A 20,289-nucleotide genomic window follows, 5' to 3' on the forward strand; every position below is an offset into this window, starting at 1 on the left:
AACCTGCTATCGCTTCGGCCATGCCGCCCAAGACTTTCGAAACCCGCTGCCTGCGCCTGCCCGCCGTCACCAAGGTGGTGCAGTGGGAGGGCACGTCCGTGTTCAAGGTCGGCGGCAAGATGTTTGCGCTTGGCGGCGGCTTTGCCGCGCGCTCCGGCGGCTACATGTTCAAGGTCTCCAACATGGCCTATGCCATGTTGATCGAGCACGGCCTCGCGCGACCGGCGCCGTATCTGGCGCGCGCCAAATGGGTGCAGCTCATCAGCACCGGCAGCCTGTCGGACGCCGAGCTCACCACCTATCTCGCGCAGGCCCATGCGCTGATCGTGGCCAAGCTGACGCGGAAGACCCGCAAGGAACTTGGGCTCGTGTCGCCGGAGGCCGACCGGCATGACCATCCCCACGTGCAGCGCACCGATCGCTCGCGGCGACATTGAGCTTTCATCCTTCCCCGATATACTACCGGCCCAGGATTCGATTTGGGATGTCGGTGTGGCGATTGATCTGAAAGCGGTCGAGCAACTCGCTACCGATCAATCCTCGCTCAAGGCGGCGGCCGCCCTTGCAAAGCCCGCCAAATGGTCCGGCGTCGGCGCAAGTCAGGACGGCGCACTGATCTGGGGCGAATGCGCGGGATCCGGCGCCAATCCGTATCGCGTGATGGCCGATTTGCGCGACCTCGGCAACAAGTGCACCTGCCCTTCGCGCAAATTCCCCTGCAAGCACGTGCTCGGCCTGTTGTGGCTGAATGCGGAAGCGGTGGTGCCGTTCGTGCCGGCAGACACGCCGGCCTGGGTCAGCGACTGGCTGGGGCGCCGCCGCGGCACAACTGCGGCAAAGCCTGCAAGCAACGCGCCATCCACCGAGAAGGATTTAGGTGCCGCACGCGCCGGCGAGCCTGAGGTCGCCGAGGACCCGAAAGATGTGGCGCGGCGCGAGGCCCAGGCGGCCAAGCGCAACGAAGACACCGAACGCGCCATTTTCGACGCGCTCGATGCGCTCGAGCAATGGATCGGCGATCAGCTGCGCATGGGGTTGGCCGGCTTCATCGACGACGCGACGGCGCGATGCCGGAGGATCGCGGCGCGGCTGGTCGATGGCAAGGCCGCGGTGCTCGCCGGCAGGATCGACGAACTGCCGTCCCGCCTGCTCGCGCTGGCCGCGGGTGATCGGCCGCGCGGCGCCGTCGTCGAGCTCGGCAAGCTGGTCCTGCTTGCGCGCGCCTTCCGCGCCGCGCCGCGCGACGCCGAGATCAGGCGCGCCGTTGCCGCATCGGAGACGCGCGAGATTGTGCTAGCAGACCCGCAGGCCCAGCGGGTCGATGCGCGCTGGGAGGTGCTGGCCGAGCAGGTCCAGACGCGCCGCGACGGACTGGTTTCGCAGACCACCTGGCTGCTCAATCTCGCCGTGACCGGCCCGCGCTTTGCGATGCTGCTCGACTTCTTCCCGGCAAGCGCCGGACGACGCGGCTCGGTCTTCACGCCCGGCGAGAGATTCCAGGCCGAACTTGTATTCTACCCGTCGCAGCAGCCGCTGCGCGCCCTGCTCGTTCGCCGCGATGCGAGCGAGGCGATATCTGCGCTGGAATGGCCAGCTTCAGACACCGCGCTCAGCGATGCACTGACCCGTCCCCTGCTCGCGGAGCCCTGGGTGATCGAGACTCCGCTGCTGCTGCCAAAGGGGCGAATCGCGCGCGATGATGCCGGACAGATGTGGTGGCGATCAGCCGATGGCACGGCGACGCTGCCGATCGCCTCCGAAGTTGACGGTCTGCTTTGCGGCACCGAGCTCTCGCGCGCAGCTGCAATCTGGTCGGGCAACCGGCTCACCATCCTGGCCGCACGGACCCGTTGGGGACGGATCGGCTGCCATGAGTGACGCGATCACGGCCGAAACAATCTACGATGCGATGGGTGCGGTGCTCACGCGCTGGACGATGGGCTCTATGGCCGCGCCGGCAGCCTCGTTCTGGCGCGCCGAGCTTGGCGACGATCCGGCCGAGGCCGAGTTGCGGCTGCTTGCGCTTGCGGGCCAGTTCCTCAGCACCGCCGTGACAACCGAGCCGAGCGCGGCTCTGCGAGTTCTGCCCGACATTCCCGCGCTGGCACTGCCAACCGTGCCCGAGACCCTGCGCCCGCTCGTGCGGCGCATCCTGGCCACCAAGAAGCAGGGCAAGGTCAAGACCGATCTCCTCTACTTCCTCGCGGCGCGCGGCTGGACGAGCCATCCCGCCGATTGGATGCCTGAAGCCGATGACGAAGATGCGCCCGACGTGTACGCAAAGTGGCGCGACTGGGCGGCGATCGCAGCGTCCAACAGTGCGGCACGGCGGCAGACGGACGACCGGCTCACTGCCGAGAATTGGGACGATTTTTGGCCGGCGGCGCGCAAAGTGGCGTTGATAGAGCTCAGGCGCCGCGAGCCGTCCGCGGCGCGCGCGGTGCTCGAAGCACGGCTTGCGGGCGAAAACGCCGATGTGCGATGGCGCCTGTTGTCGTTGCTGGCAGAACGGCTCTCCGATGACGACCTCACCTTCCTCGAAGCCATCGCGGCGAACGATCGCGCTCCCAGGGTCAAGGCGCTTGCGACCTCGCTGCTCGCACGTCTCGGCCGTGGTTCCGCCGCCGGCGAAGATACAGCAGAGCTCGCGGGGTTTTTCGCGGTGAAGACCATGGGGCTGTTGCGCCGCGCGCGCGTGGTCCAGGCCGAACCACTCAAGACACCAGCGCAATCGCTGCGCCGAAAGGCGCTGTTCGATGGCGCCGACTTCGCCTCGTTTGCCGACGCGCTCGGCCTTGCGCCGCAGGAGCTGATCGCCGCGTGGGACTGGAACGCGGACCGGGCCGCCGATGCGGCGCTGGTCGATCTGATCATGGCGACAGGAACCGACGCGCAGGTCACGCAAGCGGCAGACGCCGTCAACGAACGCGATGCGCCCGGTCTCATCATATCGTTAGCTGAACGGCTTGCGCCTGGTGAGCGTGCCAGGCACGCCGAGGCGGCTCTGAACACACGCGACATCCGGTTCGAGCTGGTGCAGCTAATTGCGGGAACGGCGGCGCGACTTCGCGATCCGCTATCCGCGACGACGGGCAAGGCGCTGCTTGCCGCGCTCCAGCGCGACGATGCGAAGCCCTCCGACCATACAGAAGAACTTCATGCGCTGGGCCTGATCGTCTCGCGCGAGGGAGCGCGAGGCGCGCTCGAACGTCTGACCGGCGCGGGGCTGCTGCACGGCGACCCGCGCCTCGACATGCTGCGGCTCAACGCCGCGTTGGACGACAAGGGAGCGAAACCATGAGCGAGAAACTGCGCCTGCCCGCCGAGGAGAGCTATACGGCGGAGCTGAAAGCGCTCGCCGCTGCCGATCAGCCTCGGCCGGCGGGCTGGGCGCTCGCGCCGCGGCAGGTCGTGACTTATCTCATGGGCGGCAAGGCGGCCGACGGCACAATCATCACACCGAAATATGTCGGCGACCGCAGGCTGATCGAGACCGCCGTCGCAACGCTTGCGACCGATCGCGCATTGTTGCTGCTGGGCGTACCCGGCACGGCCAAATCCTGGGTCTCCGAGCATCTTGCCGCCGGCATCACCGGCGATTCCACGCTGGTGATCCAATGCACCGCGGGGACCGACGAGAACCAGATCCGCTACGGCTGGAACTATGCCCAATTGCTCGCACACGGGCCGCGCCGCGAAGCTCTCGTCGCCACTCCGCTGATGCGCGCAATGGAGGGTGGCAAGCTCTGCCGTTTCGAGGAGCTGACGCGGATGGGCAGCGACGTGCAGGACACACTGATCACCGTGCTGTCCGAAAAAATGATGCCGGTCCCCGAGCTCAACACCGCCGTCTACGCCCAACGTGGCTTTAACATCATCGCGACCGCCAACAACCGCGACAAGGGGGTCAACGAACTGTCGTCGGCGCTCAAGCGCCGCTTCAACGTCGTCGTGCTGCCCCTGCCCGACAGCGCCGAGGAGGAAGTGGCGATCATCGTCAAACGCGTCGGCGAAATGGCGCAAAACCTCGACCTGCCGGCGCCGAAGAACGTCGCCGACGAGGTGGCGCGGGTGGTTTCGATCTTCCGCGAGCTGCGCTCGGGCTCGACCGAGGACGGCAAGGTCGCGTTGAAGTCGCCCTCGGGCGGCCTGTCTACGGCCGAAGCGATCGCGGTGATGATCGGCGGTATTAGCCAGGCGACCTTCTTCAATGACGGCAAGCTGACGCCGGAAACGCTCGCCAGCAATATGATCGGCGCTGTCGTGAAGGATCCCGTGCAGGACACGGCCGTGCTCGGCGAATATCTCGAGACCGTGCTGAAGAAGCGGCGCGGCTTCGAAGGCTATTATGCTTCGCTGACCGACCTGATCTGACAGACGCGCCCGATGGCAGGCGAGGTCTCCCTCTTCGGCATCCGGCATCACGGCCCTGGCTCCGCCCGGCGGCTGGTGGAAGCGCTCGATGCGCTGAAGCCGGTCGCGGTGTTGATCGAGGGCCCGGCGGATGCATCAGAGCTGCTGCCGATGCTCGCCGATCCCGATATGGTGACGCCGGTGGCGCTACTCACCTATGCCGAGGACGATCCGGCAAACGCCAGCTTCTTTCCCTTTGCCGGCTATTCGCCGGAATACCAGGCCGCACGCTGGGCGGTGCGCCACGGCGCGACCTTGCGCTTCATCGATCTGCCGGCATCGGACAGGCTGGGTGCTGCCGCCGGCGATGTCGCGGAGGAAATTGCAGCAAGGGCCGACGCCGATCCGGTCAGCCACGACCCGATCGGCGCGCTCGCTACCGCCGCCGGCTATGACGACGGCGAGTCCTGGTGGTCCGACGTCATCGAGGAGAATCCCGCAAGTGGCCCGATCTTCGCGGCCGTTGCGGACGCGATGACGGCGCTACGCGCAGACGAAAAATCACTGTCGGCCCGCGAAGCCGCGCGCGAAGCGCATATGCGGATCGAGATAGCGAAGGCGACAAAGGAATGCGACGGCAATGTTGCCGTCGTCTGCGGCGCCTGGCATGTGCCGGCGCTCACCGAGCGCCGCAGCCTTGCCGCCGATCGCGAATTGCTCAAGGGCCGGCCGAAGACGAAGATCAGGGCGACCTGGGCGCCGTGGACGGCGCCCCGCCTGTCGCGCGCCAGCGGCTATGGCGCAGGTGTGGTGGCGCCGGGATGGTGTGCGCATGTCTGGGATACGCGCGAGCGCGATCGCGCCGCCGAGTGGCTCGCCAAGGTAACGCGCGTGCTGCGCGATCGCGGCCACTTCGTATCGACCGCATCGGTGATCGAGGCCCAGCGCCTGGGGACGGCACTCGCGGCGCTGCGCGGCCGCCCTGCGCCGGGTTTCGCAGAGCTGCGCGAGGCGGCAATCGCCTGCCTCTGCAACGGCGAGCGCGCGATGTGGGACGACATTTCGGCCGAGCTCCTGATCGGCGCGGGCGTCGGCGCGATCCCGGCGTCGACGCCGCTCGCGCCGCTGCTCGAAGATCTGCAGCGGCAGCAGAAGGCGACACGGCTCAAGCCGGAGGCGCTGGAGCGGGCGCTGACGCTCGATCTGCGCAGCGAAAGCGGCTTGATGCGCTCGACGCTGCTGCACCGGCTGAACGCGCTCGAAGTGCCCTGGGGACGGCTGACGGATTCGGGGCGCAGTCGCGGGACGTTTCGCGAGAACTGGCAGTTGCGCTGGGAGCCGGAATTCGCCGTTAGACTCGTGGAAAATCTGCTCTACGGCTCGACCATCGCGGAAGCCGCCAGTGGGCGCCTGATCGAAGCGATGGGCAAGGCAGCCGAGCTTGGTCCGCTCGCGACGCTGGTGCGCAACGCCATGATCGCCGACCTGTCCCGCGCCACCGAATTCGGTATCGATGCGCTGGAGACCAAGGCGGCGCTGACGAGCGATGGCCCCTCGCTGCTGGCCGCGCTGCCGCCGATGGCCGACATTCTGCGCTATGGCGAGGCCCGCTCCGGCACGGTCGAGCATCTGGCGGCGCTGATGCCGCGCATCGTGGTGCAGGCAGCACTCGCCCTGCCCTATGCTGCGCGCAATCTGGATGGTCCTGCGGCGGCCAAGCTGCGCGGCGCGCTCCTCGCAGCCGATGCTGCGGTCCAGCTCGCCCAGATCGAGACCGAGATCGTGGCCGGGTGGCGCGAGGGACTCGGCGCGCTGATCGACGACGATCAGGCGACCCGGCTGATCGCCGGCACTGCGGCGCGGCTGCTCTACGAGGCCGAGCTTTTGACCGCGGATCATGCGGCGGACCTGCTGACGCGGATGCTCTCGCCCGGCACGCCGGTCGCGGAAGCGGCCGGTTTCTTCGAAGGCTTTTTCGAGGGCGCCGGCCAGCGGCTGATCCACGATGCGACGCTGCGCGGCTCAGTCGACGCTTGGTTGATGACGTTGGACGAGGAGGCCTTCACCGCCAGCCTGCCGCTGTTCCGCCGGGTCTTCTCAGGGCTCGACCGCACCGAGCGCCGCCGACTGATGGACGCGCTGTTCGCGCGGGGCACCGATGGTGCGAAGGGATACCGTCTGATCGCGGACGCAGGAGAGATCTGGCCCGCGCATCAGGCCCGCGTGCTCGACCTTCTCAGATCCGGAGCTGCGCGATGAGCGAGACCGATGAACGCAGCCGCCGCTGGACGCTCGCTCTCGGCGTCGATGCCGAAGGTGCCGAGAACGGCCCTGCCCTGTCCGCCAGCGACCGCCGCATGTCCGAGGCGCTGACGGCGCTCTATGGCGACGGCGACGACGCACCGAAAAAGGGCCGCGGCGGGCTCGGCGGCTCGGCGCCGCGCGTCGCAAAGTGGCTGGGGGATATCAGGGAGTTCTTCCCCGCGCCGGTAGTGCAGGTGATTCAGAAGGACGCCTTCGAGCGCAAGGGCTTGCGCCAGATGCTGATCGAGCCCGAATTCCTTGCCACGGTCGAGGCGGATGTGAGCCTGATCGCCGATCTGGTCGCGCTGCGCGGTGTGATGCCGGAGAAGACCAAGGCCACCGCGCGCATCGTGATCGCCAAGGTGGTGGCCGAGCTGATGGAGCGGCTCGAGCGGCGCACGGCGGATGCGGTCCGCGGCGCCCTGAACCGCTCGCTGCGCACCAATCGCCCGCGTTTTGCCGACATCGACTGGCCGCGCACCATCAAGGCCAATCTGCGTCATTACCAGCCAGAGCACCGCACCGTGGTGCCCGAACGGCTGATCGGCTTCCTGCGCCAGCAGCGGCGCATCGTCGATCTCGACGAGGTCATCCTGTGCGTCGACCAGTCGGGATCGATGGCGACCTCGGTCGTATATGCCTCGATCTTCGCGGCGGTGATGGCTTCACTGCCCGTGGTTGCGACCAAGCTCGTCTGTTTCGACACCGCGATCGTCGACCTGACGGAGGAGCTCGCCGATCCCGTCGAGGTCTTGTTCGGCGTCCAGCTCGGCGGCGGCACCGACATCAATCGCGCCGTCGCTTATTGCGAGGAGCGCATCGAGCGGCCGGCGAAAGCGCATCTGATCCTGATCACCGACCTTTATGAGGGCGGCAATGCGGATGAGCTGGTCGACCGATTGGCGCGGCTCGCAACGCGCGGGATCAACGTGATCGTGCTGCTGGCGCTGACCGACACCGGCCATCCCTCCTACCATCCCGCGCTGTCCGCGAAGATCGCAAATCTGGGCATCCCCGTCTTCGCCTGCACGCCGGATCAGTTCCCGGATCTGATGGCAACGACGCTGAAGCGAGAGGACGTTGCCGGCTGGGCCGCCGACCAGGATATCAAGCTGGTCCGGCCGGAGACCTGAGCATCCTGCTCGGTCGGCTCTCGCTCCAATTGACAGGCCGGGATATCTGACTAAAGTCAGACATCATGCTCGACCCCGTTTCTCGCGTCCGCCGCTTCAATCGCGCCGTCACCTCTGCGGTCGGTGCGCTCGATACCTCGTTCCTGGGGCGGGGCCGGCCGCTCGGTGCGGCACGGGTGCTCAATGCGATCGGGCGCGGGCGTTCGGATGTGGCGGGGATTCGCGATTATCTCGATCTCGATTCCGGGCTGATGAGCCGCCTGCTCCGCAGCCTCGAGGACGAAGGGCTGATCGAGACCACCGCGCGTGACGATGATGCCCGGCGGCGCATGGCCAAGCTCACGCGGGCGGGCCGGCGCGAATTCGCGGCCTATGAGGCGTTGTCGAATGCGCAGGCCGAAGGTTTCCTCGCGCAACATTCGCAACGCGAGGCGCTGCTGGCGGCGATGGACCTGATCGCCTCCACCCTGACGCGCGAGCGGGTCACGATCGAGGAAATCGACCCGCAAAGCGAGGAGGCCCGTCATTGCCTTCGCGAGTGCTATGCCGAGCTCGGCCGCCGCTTCAAACAGGGGTTTGACGTCTCGCGCTCGCGCGACCCTGACGCCAAGGACATGCGCCGGCCGCGCGGCACGTTCATTGTCGCAATGTCCGACACGCTGCCGATCGGCTGCGTCGGCCTGAAGGGCACCGATCACGGCTACGCCGAGATCAAGCGTCTGTGGGTCGCACCCGCCGCACGCGGATTGCGGCTCGGCCGGCGCCTGATGGACGCAACCGAGGATGCTGCGCGCGGGCTCGGCATCACGCTGCTGCGGCTCGACACCAACAGCGCCCTGCCCGAGGCCGGCCAGCTCTACCGCACCACGGGCTGGCGCGAGATTTCGCGCTACAACGACGATCCCTACCCGGACCTGTTCTTCGAAAAGCGGTTGTGAGCTGGACCGGTTCGAGATGCCCGTCAACGGCAAGCGCGTCTCGTGCTGCGAGAATGTGTTCTACGAGTTTCGAGAAGGAAACATCCGGCAAGTCTGGTCGGCGATCGACAAGACCGCGATCGAGGCGCAGCTCTGACGCTGCGCCTCGATCTCGACTTCACGCCGCGACCGGGGCCACTTGCCCTTGCGGCTTGGCGAACGGGCGGAACGTCATCGCCATCAGGAACGCGCCAAGTCCCATTGCCCAGGAGGCAATGTAGAGCCAGGCGTAGCTGGAGAACGCATCGTAGATCAGGCCGCCGGCAAGCGGGCCGGTGGCCATGCCGAGGCTGCCGGCCATCGCGGTGCCGCCGATCACCGTGCCCATCATCTTGAGTGGGAAGTTCTCGCGAATGAGAACGGCGTAGAGCGGCATAGTGCCGGCATAGATGAAGCCGAAGAGCGCCCCGACCACGTAGAACGTTGCGAGCTGATGCGCGAAGACATAGCCGAGCGCACCGAACGCCTGGAGCAGCAGACCCGAGACCAGCACGCGCTTGGCGCCGAAGCGGTCGCCAAGGACGCCGAAGGCGATGCGGCCGCCGAGGCCGGCAAACCCCTCGATGCTGTAGATCGTCACCGCCGCGACCAGCGGAATGCCGCAGCTCACCGCGTAGCTGACGGTGTGGATGATCGGGCCGGAATGGGTGGCGCAGCAGAAGAAATTGGTCGCGAGCAGGATCAGGAATTGCGGCGAGCGCAGCGCCTCGCTTGTCGACATCTCGCCTTGCCCCGCCCCTGCGCCCGTCGGTGCGGCCGCGGCCTGCGCGAGCGCCGGCGGACGGCGCACCAGGAACGAGACCGGGATCATGATGGCGCCGACCACCAGCGCCATGATCTGCATCGAGGTGCGCCAGTCGTGGCCAGAGATGAGCCAGGCCGCGAGCGGCGCCATCGTCATCGGCGCCATGCCCATGCCGGCCGACACCAGCGACACGGCGAGACTGCGCTGAGTCTCGAACCAGCCGGTGACGGCCGCCATCATGGGCGCGAAGATCGCCGCGCAGGACGCGCCGGTCAGGAGGCCGAACACGACCTGGAACGCCAGAAGCGAGGTCGCATGGCTTGCAGCGAACAGGCTGAGCGCCAGCACCGTCGATCCCGTCAGCACCACCGGCAGCGGCCCGAACCGGTCCGACAACGTGCCCCAGACCATGCTCGTGAACGCCATCGCCAGGAAGCCGATCGTCATCGCGCTGGAAATGCCGGTTACCGACCAGCCGGTGTCCTTGGCGATCGGCTGCAGGAACACCGGCAGAGAAAACATGCCGCCGATGGCGACGCAGCCGAGCAGGCCGCCAGCGGCGACGATCACCCAGCGATAAGGGGATTGGGTCATTTGGGTCTCCCGTAAGATCTGTCTGGGAAGAAGACGAATGGGAACTGAGCCGGCCGACAATGGAACGTCATTTTTGCCGCAGGCCTTTGTGATCTGCCAATAAAAATGAAAAACAACCCCATGCACAGTAGCCGGCCCTTGCGGATTCAATGACTTACCGACCACGGATCGGCCAGCTCAGTGACAGCAAGTTCCTGCACAAGAACGGCGCGCCCCATCCGGACGCATGACTATCTGCGACAAAGCCTCACATGGTCGCGCTGCGGCGCCGCGTGCTGACCGTGACCAGACCACTGAGACCAGGACGTAGAGCGCGCCGACCGCCGCATGGCCCGCGACGTTTGCGATCGACGGAGCCGCAGGCATCGTGGCCTGAAAGACGAAAGGAGCCGCTTGCCAGGGCTGATTGGCCACGCTGAGCACCATGGCCCACTGTGCGCCGATAAGGTTCCAGCGCCCGCAACAAGAAGGGATACTTCAATGATCCGTGAATGCTAGGAGCCCTGCATGACCATTCGCCCCATCATCCGCTACCCCGACCGCCGGCTCGCGATGCCGGCCCGCCTCGTCACCACATTCGACGAGGGCTTGCGCGAACTCGCGGCGGACCTGCTGGAGACGATGCGCGCCGCGCCTGGGATCGGCATCACCGCGCCGCATATCGGCGTGCCCTTACGCGTCGTCGTGCTCGAGTTCGACGCCAAAGACGGGCCCCTCACCTACGTCAATCCCGTCATTGAATGGGCCTCACCCGAGATGGTCATGCACCGCGAAGGCAGCGTCTCGATGCCCGGGGTCAACGACGAGGTGCAGCGCCACGCGCGCGTGCGGATCAGCTACCACGATCTCGACGGCAACACTCGAACCGAGGAGTCGGACGCCTTGCGCGCCGTGTGTCACCAGCACGAGATCGACCAGCTCGACGGCCTGTTCTGGATCCAGCGCCTGTCGCGGCTGAAGCGGGAGCGGCTGGTGAAGAAGTACGAGAAGATGGCGCGGAGTTCGTAGAGTGGATTGGCGGCAGCGTAATCCACCGATGTAAGCTCCTGTAGGCTCTGGATGGAGCGCAGCGCACCAGGACAGACCAACCGCTTCGCGCAACGGCCTGTGGGGACCACCCCGGATTGCGCTTCCCTCCATCCTGGCTACGGCGTCCCCTCAAGCCCTCTTCCCGCTCCGCTTGGCGGTTGGCGCGTTACGACGCTCGCGCTTGCCGCGCGCGATTTCGGTTGCCAGCGCATCCAGCTTCGGCTCCCAGAAATTCCGGAACTGACCGATCCAGGCATCCACCGTGCGAAGCCCTGCGACGTCGACCGAATAAACGCGCCGTTGCGCCTCCGCCCGCACGTTGGCAAAGCCGCTCTCTCGCAGCACCTTGAGGTGCTGCGAGACGGCGGCCTGGGTGATCCCGAACTCGGCCCCGATCACTTCGACGACCTCGCCGGACGCCATTTCGCTGTGGCCGAGCAGCTCGAGGATGCGGCGGCGCACGGGATCGGCGAGGACCTCGAAGACGTGCATCAGCTTCCTGTCCCGGGATGAGCGATGTCGGGCGGCATCTCGCCACGATAGAACGCGATGGTGCGGTCCGAGCGCTGCTTCGCCGTGTCGGGATCGACCCCGCTTGCGACGTGCGCCGCCCGCCAGGACTCGCCGCTGGTGGTCATGAATTCCTTGCCCTCAGGCGAGCCCATCCAAGCCTCGGCCGTCTCATGGTCGACAGACGCCCCCGTCGCAACATATCGCTCCAGTCCCGCAAGCGCGAGGTCCCAACCGATCCCCACTGCACCCGGGCCGAACTGATTCCAATGATCCTCGATGATCGCGGTGTGCTCAAGCGTCAAACGCGCCTGACTGCGTTCTGCTGCCAGCCCGACATCGATCCAGCTCACGGCGCCGCCGAACTCCCACGTTGCTGCAAAATGGGTCGGCGGCGTGCATGCGGTAATGGTGCCGCCCGCATTACCCTTGAGCTGGTACCTTCCGCCGAGTTGGAGGTCTCCCTCGACCGGCAAGAACCAGCGCGGAATGCGCTCCCTGCTGGTCACGGCCTCCCAGAGATCCTCGACGCTGGTGTCATAAAGCCTTGTCAGTGTCACTGCACTCGCAGGTTTCCCGTCTTTCTCGAAATTGCGCACCGAGCGCGCAACAAGGCCCATGACTCTGGCGACGTCGATCTGCATTGCGTTCCTCCTTATCGCTGGCTCACGTTGAATATCGTTCACGGCTAATATAAGTCAACTCTTATATCGTCTCGCTCTACTGCGGCAAACCGCCTCGCGAGACGACGCGAACAAAACCCCCGCTCAAACGTCTAAAGGTCCCGCAAACGCCGCCAGGCCCGGATCGGACGGAAGGAATTCATGAAAGTTCGCAAGTTCGCCATCTCCGACGCTTCGCTCGAACGCTCGCCGGGACAGGACGGCGACATCTTCGTCGGCAATCTGGTTGACCAACGCCACGGCGGAGCGATCACGATCGGCTTCGGCCGCTACGCGCCGAACCAGATCCTCGAAGAGACAATCATGGTCGACGATGTCATGATCGTCCTCGAAGGGAAGCTGTCGGTCACGAGCCAGGGCAGCACCGTCACCGCAGGTTCCGGCGAGATCGTTTACATGCCGAAGAGCGAGACGGTCACTATCCGCTCGCACGAGCAAGGCGCCGTCACCGCGTACGTCACCTATCCGCATTGGCAGGAAGCGCATGACGGCGCCGGTTAGCCGTTGGCGGGCATGAAGTGCTCGACCGATCTTGCGGCTTTGGCAGACCTCGTAGCCCCGATGGAGCGCAGCGCAATCCCGGATTCGTTCTCGCACCGGCAGTTGCGCGATGCTGTTGGTCTGTCCCGGATTACGCTTTCGCTTCATCCGGGTTACGGAGAGGCCAGCTTCCGCGCCCTCACCCGCCCGCCATCAGCGCCTTCGCCAGCGCCATATAGGCCGGCAGCGTCACGGGATCGTTGGCGGCGTTGCCCGCCATGGGATGCGAGGCGTAGCGCGCGATCACCATCTCGGCCTTGGGATCGATGTAGATGCCCTGGCCGTGAACGCCACGCGCCATGTAGGCGCCGTGGGCGTTGTGGCTGACCCACCATTGGTTGCGATAGGAGGCGCCGGGCAAGGTGGTGTAGCCGGCTGGCCTAAACTTTTCAGGGTCGCCGCCGCGGGCGATGTCCTCGATCACCCTCAGCGGCACGATCTGACGGCCGTTGAAGCGGCCCTGATTGCGCATGGTCTCGCCGAAGCGCGCGAGATCGCGCAAGGTGGTCGAGAGACCGCCGCCGCCGCTCTCGGTGCCGATGCGATCGACGTGATAATGCGCGTCCTCCTCCGCACCCATCGGTTGCCAGATGCGCTCGGAGAGAAGATCGGACAGCGTCATGCCGCTGGCGCGCCTGACGATCCACGCGAGCACGTCGGTGTTGACGGTCTTGTAGGCAAAGGCCTTGCCGTGCTCACCCTGCTTCTTCTGCGCCATCAGAAACTCGAAGATGGTGGTCGCGCCTTCATAACCCGGCGGGATCGGCGCCATGCCGTTGGCCCGCCGCAGGCCCCACACGTCCGAATTCTTGTCGCTGTAGACCTCGGTGTAGACGAGCCCCGTGGTCATATCCATGACCTCGTGCACGCGCGCGTCGCCAAACGCGCTCGCCTTCAGCTCCGGCACATAATCCGTCACGGGTGCCTGCGGATCGATCTTGCCTTCGGTGGCCAGAAGCCCAGCGAGCACGCCGGTGAACGACTTCGTCACCGACATCGCGATATGCGGCTTGTGCGGCTTCAACGCGCCGAAATAGCGCTCATAGATCAGCTTGCCCCGATGCAATACCGCGATGCCGTCGGTGTAGGTCTCCTCCAGCATTTTCGCGAACGTCATGGGACGACCGTCCATCGTGGTCGAGGCGACCGCGCCGATGTCGTGGTCCTCCCGCGGCAGCACCGAGGCCGGCCCTGCCCCGCGCCAGACGTTCACCGTCGGCACCAGTTGGCGGATATTGCTCCATGCCCATCGTAGCTCAGGGAAGCTGCGGAACGAGCCGTCCTGGAAGGTGATGGTGCGGTTTTCCGCTGGCGGGAAACCCTTCATCCAGCCGAGGGCTTCAGGATCGGTTTCCGCGATTGCGGGCGGCTGACACGGGGCGGTGACGGCAGACATGAATATTGGACTCCGAAGCGAACGACGGGGATTTCGTATCATGCAGATGAGTGGTGAACACCCAGTGTTTGCGCTGAGGTGACCATCGTCGTGCGCTTGGTGGCTTTGTCCTCAGGCCAGGCGGACCGACATGCCTCCGTCGACGGTCATTGGGCTGCCCGTCATGAACGAGGCCCGATCACTCAGCAGAAAAAGAGCCGCGTGCGCGATCTCCTTCGGACTGGCCATCCGCTTCATCGGGTGCAGCCCGGCGATGAAGTTCAGGACGTCGGGATTTCCTTCGCCACCCGCCGGGGTAACGGTCCCTCCAGGCAGGAGGGCGTTGACACGAATGCCTTCGGCCGCGTGCTCGGACCCCAGCGACTGAGTGAGTCCGATCATTCCTGCCTTCGAGGCTGCGTAAGCCGCCATCCCCGGCAAACCCCCGTTCCTGAAGCCAACGAATGACGAGGTAAACACGATCGAACCACCGCCCCGTTGCCGCAGCGCCGGGATTTGCGCCCTTGCACCCAGGAAAGCAGAGGTGAGATTCACCGCAAGCACATCGGTCCAGTTTTCCACGCTCATCTCAGGGACTGCGACCATGTCGCCGACGATTCCGGCATTGTTGAAGGCGCCGTCGAGCTTTCCGAAGCTTGCAATGGCGTGTTCTACCAGGCCGGCAGCGTATCCGGCGTCCCGAACGTCGCCCACCAGAAACGTCGCGCGCCCTCCGGCGCGTTCGATGCTGTCAACGACGATCTGTAGCTCGGTCGAGCGACGAGCGCCGAGCACCACGTCGGCGCCTTCGGACGCGAACAGCGAGGCCGCGGCAGCACCGATACCGCTGCTGGCGCCGGTTATGATGATTGTCTTGTTTGCAAGTTCCACGTGGGACTCTCCTGATTAAAGTAGGAGCCAGACAAAACCATCAGGCGCGTGCGAGCCGCCACCCGTTTCCTGAGCTAACTCGAGTCGCATCGGGCGATGTGGCGGATAATGAGCGGAGAGAATTCACGCGCCTTCCGGTGGCGGCGAACAAACCAATCTGAGAAGACATGGCGCGTTGGGCGGCTGCTATCTTTCTAGGCAAGATCGCTAGCGGAACCTACATCAGCAAACGTTTCAATTTTTCTTGGAACGATGCTCCGGCTTGTGCGCTGAAGGTGCACGATGCCGCGCACGCATTGTGTCAGCGCCGCTGGTCGCCGCGCCGAGGCCCGTTGGGTCACCCCAGGGTGTTGATCGTCCCTCGCCCCGCACGAACACAGGCGCACGCGCCGCTCACAACGGAGAACCATGATGAACCAGCTCGCACAGCAACAGCCAGTCCCCGGTCGCACGGCCGAGATGCAGCCCAAGCCGGATCACGGCGAAGAGAGCTACAAAGGGTCCGGCAAGCTCAGCGGCCGCGCGACCGTTGTCACGGGCGGCGACAGCGGCATCGGCCGCGCGACCGCGATCGCTTTTGCTCGCGAAGGTGCAGACGTGCTGATCTCGTACCTCGACGAGCATGACGACGCCAAGGAAACAGCGCGCTGGGTGGAGCAGGCTGGGCGCAAGGCCGTGCTCGTTCCCGGCGATATCCAGGATCCGGCGCACTGCCGCGCGATCATTCAGAAGACAGTGGAGGCGTTCGGCCGCATCGACGTGCTCGTGAACAACGCGGCGTTCCAGATGACTCGAGACAGTTTGGAGGAGACGCCGGACGATGAATGGGATCGGACGTTCAACACCAACATCAATGCGATCTTCCATCTGTGCAAGGCGGCGCTGCCGCACATGAAGGCGGGGTCGTCGATCGTGAACACGAGTTCGGTGAACTCGGACAAGGCCCCACCCAAGCTCATCGCCTACTCCGCAACCAAGGCGGCGATCGCCAATTTCACCGCGAGCCTGGGCCAGCTCATCGCCGAGCGCGGTATCCGCGTGAACTGCGTCGCACCCGGTCCGATCTGGACGCCGCTGATCCCCGCGACCATGCCGCCTCAGCAGGTGCAGAGCTTCGGCCAGGAAGTGCCGATGAAACGTCCGGGCCAGCCCGCGGAGGTCGCGCCGATCTTCGTGTTCCTGGCCTCTGATCAGGCCAGTTACGTCACCGGCGCGCGCTACGCCGTCACCGGCGGCACGCCGGTCCTCTGAGGAGCGGACAGGTGGATTGGCTCCCGCTCAAATTGACGACACCCACGCGGGACGATGTGTTCGGCGGCAGGATCATCGCGAACCGGCTGGGCCGCGATGATTTGCCCGCCGGGCGCATCGCGAGACCTGGGAGGTTAGCGACGTCGACGAAGACATTGCGACGACGCGACCGGCATGTTGCCGGTCCACCTCCATGCCCAATGACGAGGTGGCGCGCCGGCTCGAATGCCAGCCGAACGGAAAGACCGAGGCATGGCACATCCTCGACGCCGGCAACGGCGCGACCGCCCTGCTCGGCACGCATCGACGACCGCGGAGAACCTGGCTTTGGCATCGCGGATCCAATTTCGCGCACGGGCAAGCCTAGACTTCTATAGCTTTACGCTGACGCTCGCCAGGAAGCCTTCCATTCGGTTGTCTATTTCAGCCTTCGTCTCCGCCCACGCCGGGAACGACTGAAGAAGATTGTCGTGCCAGGCGATCAGGTTCGCATATTCCTTGAACGGAAACTTTGCACGATCGACTTGGGAGAACGGCGCCGCGATATCGATATCGGCAAGGGTCAACGCATCGCCAACTATGAACTTACGGCGTTCAAGATGCTGGTCGAGCACCTTCGCTGCGGCGCGGATCTTACGCTCAGCGAACTCGATGAGGGCGGCGTCCTTGGGCAAGCCCATCACCGTCTTCCCGACGCGCTCATCGAAGAGAGTGGTCGTGAAGGTGCGCCACTGTTCGCCGGACCACAACATGCAGCACCTGCCTCAAGCTGGTGTTCGAACTCGATCCGGCGTCGTTCCTGATCAGGCTGTTGCGATCCGCCGGCATCTATGCGGCGCTCGTCATGGGCAGCGGGTTAGACTGTCCTATTCTACTCCGCACAGTGCGCGGCCAGGCACCCCGCCTATCTCGGAAACAGCTTGTCGCGAATGTAGCGCGAGGTTGGAGTCAATTTCAGCCCGCGCGGCTTTCGCCATTCCGCCCGGTCGAGCTCCTTCTTGTCGCCGATCTTGAGGGGGCCCGAGGCCTTCTTGCTCAGGAAGATCGCATCGCTCATCCTTCGGCCGGACCTGCGGTTCTTGCCGTTGACTTCCTTCCACAGCCTCAACTCACCAAGCCTGAGCTTGGGCAGCTCCTCCATGATCTCGCGATGGAGGCATTTTCTCTCGCTCTCGCCGGCCCGCCTGCGGCCGCCCGGAAACATCCAGCGCTTGTCGCGCCGCCGCCTGACCAGGAGCACCCTGCCCTTCCTCGCGACCACAAGCTTTGATGACTTCGCCATTCTCTAGTCCGCCAGCTCGATCGCGAGAGGTTGGTGGTCCGAAGCATCGGTTGCTTCGTTGACCTCGATGCTGCGTACGTGACTGACCAGATCCTCGGTGACGAAGATGAAGTCGCGACAGTCCGGCCCGTCGGCCCACTGCGCGCGGTCGTAGATGCCGCACGTTGGCGCCCGCGAGCGCCCGAGACGATTGGCGGTCCACGCATCCCGATAATTCAGACCCGGCCGGCTGGCGCGGTCGATCAGGGCATGCTGGGGATCGGCGACGTCGAAATTGAAATCGCCGCACATCAGGCTCGACGCAGCGACGGTCTGGCTTCCATATGGCTCGTCATGCCGGGAGCTGGCCTGCCTGGGGCTCTCCGACGCGTCCTGCTGCAGATCCAGCAGCCGCGTGATCTGCGCGTAACGCTGATCCGCCGAATGAAACTCGAGATGCGTGTTGACGATCCGAACCGGGCCAAAGGTGGCCTGAACCGTCACCTCCAGGGCGTGGCGGCGCATGCTGCGCACCCCACTCGCCCCCGGAAACGGCAACAAGTGATTGGCGATCTGCAACACCGGCAATCGAGACAGCGTCATGTTGCCGAAGCAGTGGGTGCTCCCCGCGCGGTCCATCGTTTCGATCGCCGGCCGGAATATCGCGGAGTAGCCGGGCAGCAAGGCTGCGAGCTGAGCGCTCTGATCCGCGCCATCGCCAAATCTTGAAAAATTGGCGCTCACCTCCTGGAAGCAGAACACGTCCGCATCGAGCGTCTGCCTGGCGACGGCAACGATTCTGGACAGATCGGTGACGTCGTCGCATCCCTTGCCGCACTGAATGTTCCAGGTGAGAAGCCGCATCACCGGATACCCGCGCGCATGAATGACTGAACGAACTGGCGCTGGAACAGCAGGAACGCGATCAGCAGCGGCGCCATCGTCATCACGGTCGCCGCCGTGATCACCGACCAATCCACGCCGGTCTCAGGTGCGCCGAACACGGCGAGACCCACCGTGAGCGGCCGCGCTTCCACTGAATTCGTAACGATCAGCGGCCACAGGAAGTTGTTCCAGTGATAGCTGACGGAGACGAGGCCGAAGGCGACGTAGGTGGGCCGGGCCAACGGCACATAGACCCGCCAAAGGATAACGAGCGGGCCTGCTCCCTCGACCCGGGCCGCCTCGACCAGCTCTTGAGGCACGCTCTTAAAGGTCTGCCGCAGCAGGAAGATGCCAAAAGCACTCGCCAGATAAGGCAGCGCGATGGCCGGGATCGTATCGAGCAAGCCCAGCTTGGCAATCGCGCGATAGTTCTCGACGATGAGAACGTCAGGCATGATCATGAGTTGGAGCAGCACGAGCGCGAAGGCAATGCCGCTGCCCTTGAACCTGAAGCGCGCGAAGGCATAGGCGGCCAGCGTCGACAGGATCAGCTGACCGACCAGGATGAACGTCACAAGCACGACCGTGTTGAGGTAGTACCGGGCGAACGGCGCCTGCTTCCAGGCCCGGGCGAAATTCTCCAGCGTCCACGGAGCCGACAGACTGAACGATGTGGCGTAGGCCGCCGGATGCAGCGCGCTCCAGAAGGCATAGGCCAACGGGGCGAGCCAGATCAGAGCCAGGAGCCATGCCGCGACGGCCTCGACGGGGTGTGTCCGGCCTCTCATTGGTAGTGGATCCTGCGATCGAGATAGCCGAACTTGAGCAGCGCAATCGCGCTCAGCAGCATGAGAAGCACGACCGTCAGCGTTGCGGCGTAGGAGGAATCCTGAAACGTGAAGGCGACCTCATAGATGTAATAGAGCAGCAGCGTGCTGGCGTTGTTCGGACCGCCCTTGGTCATGATAACCAGATGGTCCACCAGCTTGAACGAGTTGATGACGGCATTGATGGCCACGAACAGCGTGGTCGGCATCAGCAGCGGGAACGTGATGCGGCGGAACGTATACCACCGGCTCGCGCCTTCGATGGAGGCGGCTTCATCGAGGTCCGGCGAGAGCTGCTGCAGCGCCGCCAGATAGAAGATCATGAAGAAGCCGGCTTCCTTCCAGATCACCATGACGATCAGGCAGCCCATCACTGTCGAGGGATCGCCGAGCCAGTTCCAGCGTCCGAGGCCGAACAGCCCGCGCAGCTGATCGAGCGCGCCGTAATCCGGTGTGTAGAAGAATAGCCAGATGTTGGCGACGGCGATCATCGGCAGTACGGTCGGCGTGAAGTAAGCCAGTCGCAGAAAGCCGCGGCCGCGCATGTTGCGATTGACCCAGACCGCCATGATCAGAGCCAGCGCGATCGAGGTCGGGATGGTGCCGAACGCAAACCAGAAATTGTTGACCAGCGCCTTCCAGAAGATCGGATCGGCCGCCATGGCCTGGTAGCTGTCCGCCCCGACGAAAACCTCGTCGCCGTTCCGCTTGGTGATGAACAGCGAATGCCGGATCGTCGCCAGGATCGGCCAATGCGTGAACGCCACCAGCAGCACCGCCGCCGGCAACAGCAGCAGCCACGCATTCACGGCATTCCACCACGCCTGCGACCGGGCGCGGGGTTCGGCGATTGGCGGTAAGGCGGCGAGATCGGTCATTTTTGAGCCGGCGGAATGGCGGCGAATCGCCTCCCCGCCATGTCCCTTATTTT

General features: G+C 65.2%; 21 protein-coding genes and 2 pseudogenes. 12 read left to right on the forward strand and 11 right to left on the reverse strand.

Features of this window, described 5'->3' with window-relative positions; all coding sequences use genetic code 11:
* The first annotated feature begins 20 nt into the window (after positions 1-20).
* The 8 genes and pseudogenes from IVB28_RS18050 to IVB28_RS18085 form a co-directional block, all read left to right on the forward strand.
* Positions 21-437, forward strand: coding sequence for an MmcQ/YjbR family DNA-binding protein (locus IVB28_RS18050; RefSeq protein ID WP_247527896.1), 417 nt, complete (start codon positions 21-23; stop codon positions 435-437).
* A gap of 55 nt (positions 438-492) precedes the next feature.
* Positions 493-1,878 (forward strand): SWIM zinc finger family protein, encoded by a 1,386-nt coding sequence (locus IVB28_RS18055; RefSeq protein WP_247527897.1) that lies wholly within the window; start codon positions 493-495, stop codon positions 1,876-1,878.
* A gap of 130 nt (positions 1,879-2,008) precedes the next feature.
* On the forward strand, positions 2,009-3,301 hold the full coding sequence (locus IVB28_RS18060) for a DUF5691 domain-containing protein (RefSeq protein ID WP_247527898.1): 1,293 nt from the start codon (positions 2,009-2,011) through the stop codon (positions 3,299-3,301).
* Positions 3,298-4,374 (forward strand): AAA family ATPase, encoded by a 1,077-nt coding sequence (locus IVB28_RS18065; protein WP_247527899.1) that lies wholly within the window; start codon positions 3,298-3,300, stop codon positions 4,372-4,374. Before IVB28_RS18060 ends, IVB28_RS18065 begins: the two co-directional genes overlap by 4 nt.
* A 12-nt stretch (positions 4,375-4,386) precedes the next feature.
* The gene (locus tag IVB28_RS18070; RefSeq protein ID WP_247527900.1) at positions 4,387-6,612 is read left to right on the forward strand and encodes a DUF5682 family protein; all 2,226 of its coding nucleotides are present in this window, start codon (positions 4,387-4,389) and stop codon (positions 6,610-6,612) included.
* A complete protein-coding gene (locus tag IVB28_RS18075) occupies positions 6,609-7,790 on the forward strand; it encodes a VWA domain-containing protein (protein WP_247527901.1) in 1,182 nt (393 codons plus the stop codon). Before IVB28_RS18070 ends, IVB28_RS18075 begins: the two co-directional genes overlap by 4 nt.
* Positions 7,791-7,855: 65 nt before the next feature.
* Complete coding sequence (locus IVB28_RS18080; protein WP_247527902.1) at positions 7,856-8,728, forward strand: bifunctional helix-turn-helix transcriptional regulator/GNAT family N-acetyltransferase; 873 nt, start codon at positions 7,856-7,858, stop codon at positions 8,726-8,728.
* Between the two features lie 16 nt (positions 8,729-8,744).
* Positions 8,745-8,864 (forward strand): annotated as a pseudogene (locus IVB28_RS18085) (ester cyclase); the annotation flags it as partial.
* A 21-nt stretch (positions 8,865-8,885) separates the two neighbouring features.
* Here IVB28_RS18085 and IVB28_RS18090 read toward each other — a convergent pair.
* Together IVB28_RS18090 and IVB28_RS18095 are read right to left on the reverse strand one after the other, a co-directional pair.
* Positions 8,886-10,106 (reverse strand): MFS transporter, encoded by a 1,221-nt coding sequence (locus tag IVB28_RS18090; RefSeq protein ID WP_247527903.1) that lies wholly within the window; start codon positions 10,104-10,106, stop codon positions 8,886-8,888.
* A 177-nt stretch (positions 10,107-10,283) separates the two neighbouring features.
* A pseudogene (locus IVB28_RS18095) lies at positions 10,284-10,490 on the reverse strand (hypothetical protein); the annotation flags it as partial.
* Between the two features lie 123 nt (positions 10,491-10,613).
* Between IVB28_RS18095 and IVB28_RS18100 the strand changes: the two are divergent.
* Positions 10,614-11,114, forward strand: coding sequence for a peptide deformylase (locus IVB28_RS18100; RefSeq protein ID WP_247527904.1), 501 nt, complete (start codon positions 10,614-10,616; stop codon positions 11,112-11,114).
* A 150-nt stretch (positions 11,115-11,264) separates the two neighbouring features.
* On the opposite strand, the gene IVB28_RS18105 is transcribed toward IVB28_RS18100, so the two are convergent.
* On the reverse strand, positions 11,265-11,627 hold the full coding sequence (locus IVB28_RS18105) for a metalloregulator ArsR/SmtB family transcription factor (protein WP_247527905.1): 363 nt from the start codon (positions 11,625-11,627) through the stop codon (positions 11,265-11,267).
* On the reverse strand, positions 11,627-12,289 hold the full coding sequence (locus tag IVB28_RS18110) for an SRPBCC family protein (RefSeq protein ID WP_247527906.1): 663 nt from the start codon (positions 12,287-12,289) through the stop codon (positions 11,627-11,629). The genes IVB28_RS18105 and IVB28_RS18110 overlap by 1 nt, the downstream gene beginning before the upstream one ends.
* 180 nt (positions 12,290-12,469) lie before the next feature.
* On the opposite strand from IVB28_RS18110, the gene IVB28_RS18115 reads away from it, so the two are divergent.
* Positions 12,470-12,829: a cupin domain-containing protein gene (locus tag IVB28_RS18115; RefSeq protein ID WP_247527907.1), complete on the forward strand. Its 360-nt coding sequence runs from the start codon at positions 12,470-12,472 to the stop codon at positions 12,827-12,829.
* Between the two features lie 178 nt (positions 12,830-13,007).
* On the opposite strand, the gene IVB28_RS18120 is transcribed toward IVB28_RS18115, so the two are convergent.
* Both IVB28_RS18120 and IVB28_RS18125 read right to left on the reverse strand, forming a co-directional pair.
* Positions 13,008-14,264: a serine hydrolase gene (locus tag IVB28_RS18120; protein WP_247527908.1), complete on the reverse strand. Its 1,257-nt coding sequence runs from the start codon at positions 14,262-14,264 to the stop codon at positions 13,008-13,010.
* 111 nt (positions 14,265-14,375) lie between these two features.
* Positions 14,376-15,134, reverse strand: a complete 759-nt coding sequence (locus IVB28_RS18125) for an SDR family oxidoreductase (protein ID WP_247527909.1) — start codon at positions 15,132-15,134, stop codon at positions 14,376-14,378.
* A gap of 411 nt (positions 15,135-15,545) precedes the next feature.
* On the opposite strand from IVB28_RS18125, the gene IVB28_RS18130 reads away from it, so the two are divergent.
* Entirely contained in the window at positions 15,546-16,385 is an 840-nt protein-coding gene (locus IVB28_RS18130; protein ID WP_247527910.1) for a glucose 1-dehydrogenase, read from the forward strand.
* A gap of 193 nt (positions 16,386-16,578) precedes the next feature.
* Positions 16,579-16,752 carry a hypothetical protein gene (locus IVB28_RS18135; protein ID WP_247527911.1) on the forward strand — a complete coding sequence of 58 codons (174 nt, stop codon included), beginning with the start codon at positions 16,579-16,581 and terminating at the stop codon, positions 16,750-16,752.
* Positions 16,753-16,756: 4 nt separating this feature from the next.
* Here IVB28_RS18135 and IVB28_RS18140 read toward each other — a convergent pair whose 3' ends face one another.
* The 5 genes from IVB28_RS18140 to IVB28_RS18160 all read right to left on the reverse strand — a co-directional run bounded on the left by IVB28_RS18140 (position 16,757) and on the right by IVB28_RS18160 (position 20,236).
* Positions 16,757-17,137 (reverse strand): glutathione S-transferase family protein, encoded by a 381-nt coding sequence (locus IVB28_RS18140; RefSeq protein ID WP_247527913.1) that lies wholly within the window; start codon positions 17,135-17,137, stop codon positions 16,757-16,759.
* A 152-nt stretch (positions 17,138-17,289) separates the two neighbouring features.
* Positions 17,290-17,667: an NUDIX hydrolase gene (locus IVB28_RS18145; protein ID WP_247527915.1), complete on the reverse strand. Its 378-nt coding sequence runs from the start codon at positions 17,665-17,667 to the stop codon at positions 17,290-17,292.
* 3 nt (positions 17,668-17,670) lie between these two features.
* Positions 17,671-18,621: an endonuclease/exonuclease/phosphatase family protein gene (locus tag IVB28_RS18150; protein ID WP_247527916.1), complete on the reverse strand. Its 951-nt coding sequence runs from the start codon at positions 18,619-18,621 to the stop codon at positions 17,671-17,673.
* Positions 18,510-19,319: a carbohydrate ABC transporter permease gene (locus IVB28_RS18155; protein ID WP_247527917.1), complete on the reverse strand. Its 810-nt coding sequence runs from the start codon at positions 19,317-19,319 to the stop codon at positions 18,510-18,512. Before IVB28_RS18155 ends, IVB28_RS18150 begins: the two co-directional genes overlap by 112 nt.
* Entirely contained in the window at positions 19,316-20,236 is a 921-nt protein-coding gene (locus tag IVB28_RS18160) for a sugar ABC transporter permease (RefSeq protein WP_247527918.1), read from the reverse strand. Before IVB28_RS18160 ends, IVB28_RS18155 begins: the two co-directional genes overlap by 4 nt.
* Between the last annotated feature and the right edge of the window lie 53 nt (positions 20,237-20,289).

It is taken from the genome of Bradyrhizobium sp. 199 (genome assembly GCF_023073355.1).
Lineage (GTDB): Bacteria > Pseudomonadota > Alphaproteobacteria > Rhizobiales > Xanthobacteraceae > Bradyrhizobium.

Bases quoted from the DNA above. Each gene is read 5' to 3' on its own strand.
- IVB28_RS18050 (WP_247527896.1), top strand. From the start codon at position 21: ATGCCGCCCAAGACTTTCGAAACCCGCTGCCTGCGCCTGCCCGCCGTC.
- IVB28_RS18065 (WP_247527899.1), top strand. From the start codon at position 3,298: ATGAGCGAGAAACTGCGCCTGCCCGCCGAGGAGAGCTATACGGCGGAG.
- IVB28_RS18070 (WP_247527900.1), top strand. From the start codon at position 4,387: ATGGCAGGCGAGGTCTCCCTCTTCGGCATCCGGCATCACGGCCCTGGC.
- IVB28_RS18075 (WP_247527901.1), top strand. From the start codon at position 6,609: ATGAGCGAGACCGATGAACGCAGCCGCCGCTGGACGCTCGCTCTCGGC.
- IVB28_RS18080 (WP_247527902.1), top strand. From the start codon at position 7,856: ATGCTCGACCCCGTTTCTCGCGTCCGCCGCTTCAATCGCGCCGTCACC.
- IVB28_RS18090 (WP_247527903.1), bottom strand. From the start codon at position 10,106: ATGACCCAATCCCCTTATCGCTGGGTGATCGTCGCCGCTGGCGGCCTG.
- IVB28_RS18100 (WP_247527904.1), top strand. From the start codon at position 10,614: ATGACCATTCGCCCCATCATCCGCTACCCCGACCGCCGGCTCGCGATG.
- IVB28_RS18105 (WP_247527905.1), bottom strand. From the start codon at position 11,627: ATGCACGTCTTCGAGGTCCTCGCCGATCCCGTGCGCCGCCGCATCCTC.
- IVB28_RS18110 (WP_247527906.1), bottom strand. From the start codon at position 12,289: ATGCAGATCGACGTCGCCAGAGTCATGGGCCTTGTTGCGCGCTCGGTG.
- IVB28_RS18115 (WP_247527907.1), top strand. From the start codon at position 12,470: ATGAAAGTTCGCAAGTTCGCCATCTCCGACGCTTCGCTCGAACGCTCG.
- IVB28_RS18120 (WP_247527908.1), bottom strand. From the start codon at position 14,264: ATGTCTGCCGTCACCGCCCCGTGTCAGCCGCCCGCAATCGCGGAAACC.
- IVB28_RS18130 (WP_247527910.1), top strand. From the start codon at position 15,546: ATGAACCAGCTCGCACAGCAACAGCCAGTCCCCGGTCGCACGGCCGAG.
- IVB28_RS18135 (WP_247527911.1), top strand. From the start codon at position 16,579: ATGCCCAATGACGAGGTGGCGCGCCGGCTCGAATGCCAGCCGAACGGA.
- IVB28_RS18140 (WP_247527913.1), bottom strand. From the start codon at position 17,137: ATGTTGTGGTCCGGCGAACAGTGGCGCACCTTCACGACCACTCTCTTC.
- IVB28_RS18145 (WP_247527915.1), bottom strand. From the start codon at position 17,667: ATGGCGAAGTCATCAAAGCTTGTGGTCGCGAGGAAGGGCAGGGTGCTC.
- IVB28_RS18155 (WP_247527917.1), bottom strand. From the start codon at position 19,319: ATGAGAGGCCGGACACACCCCGTCGAGGCCGTCGCGGCATGGCTCCTG.
- IVB28_RS18160 (WP_247527918.1), bottom strand. From the start codon at position 20,236: ATGACCGATCTCGCCGCCTTACCGCCAATCGCCGAACCCCGCGCCCGG.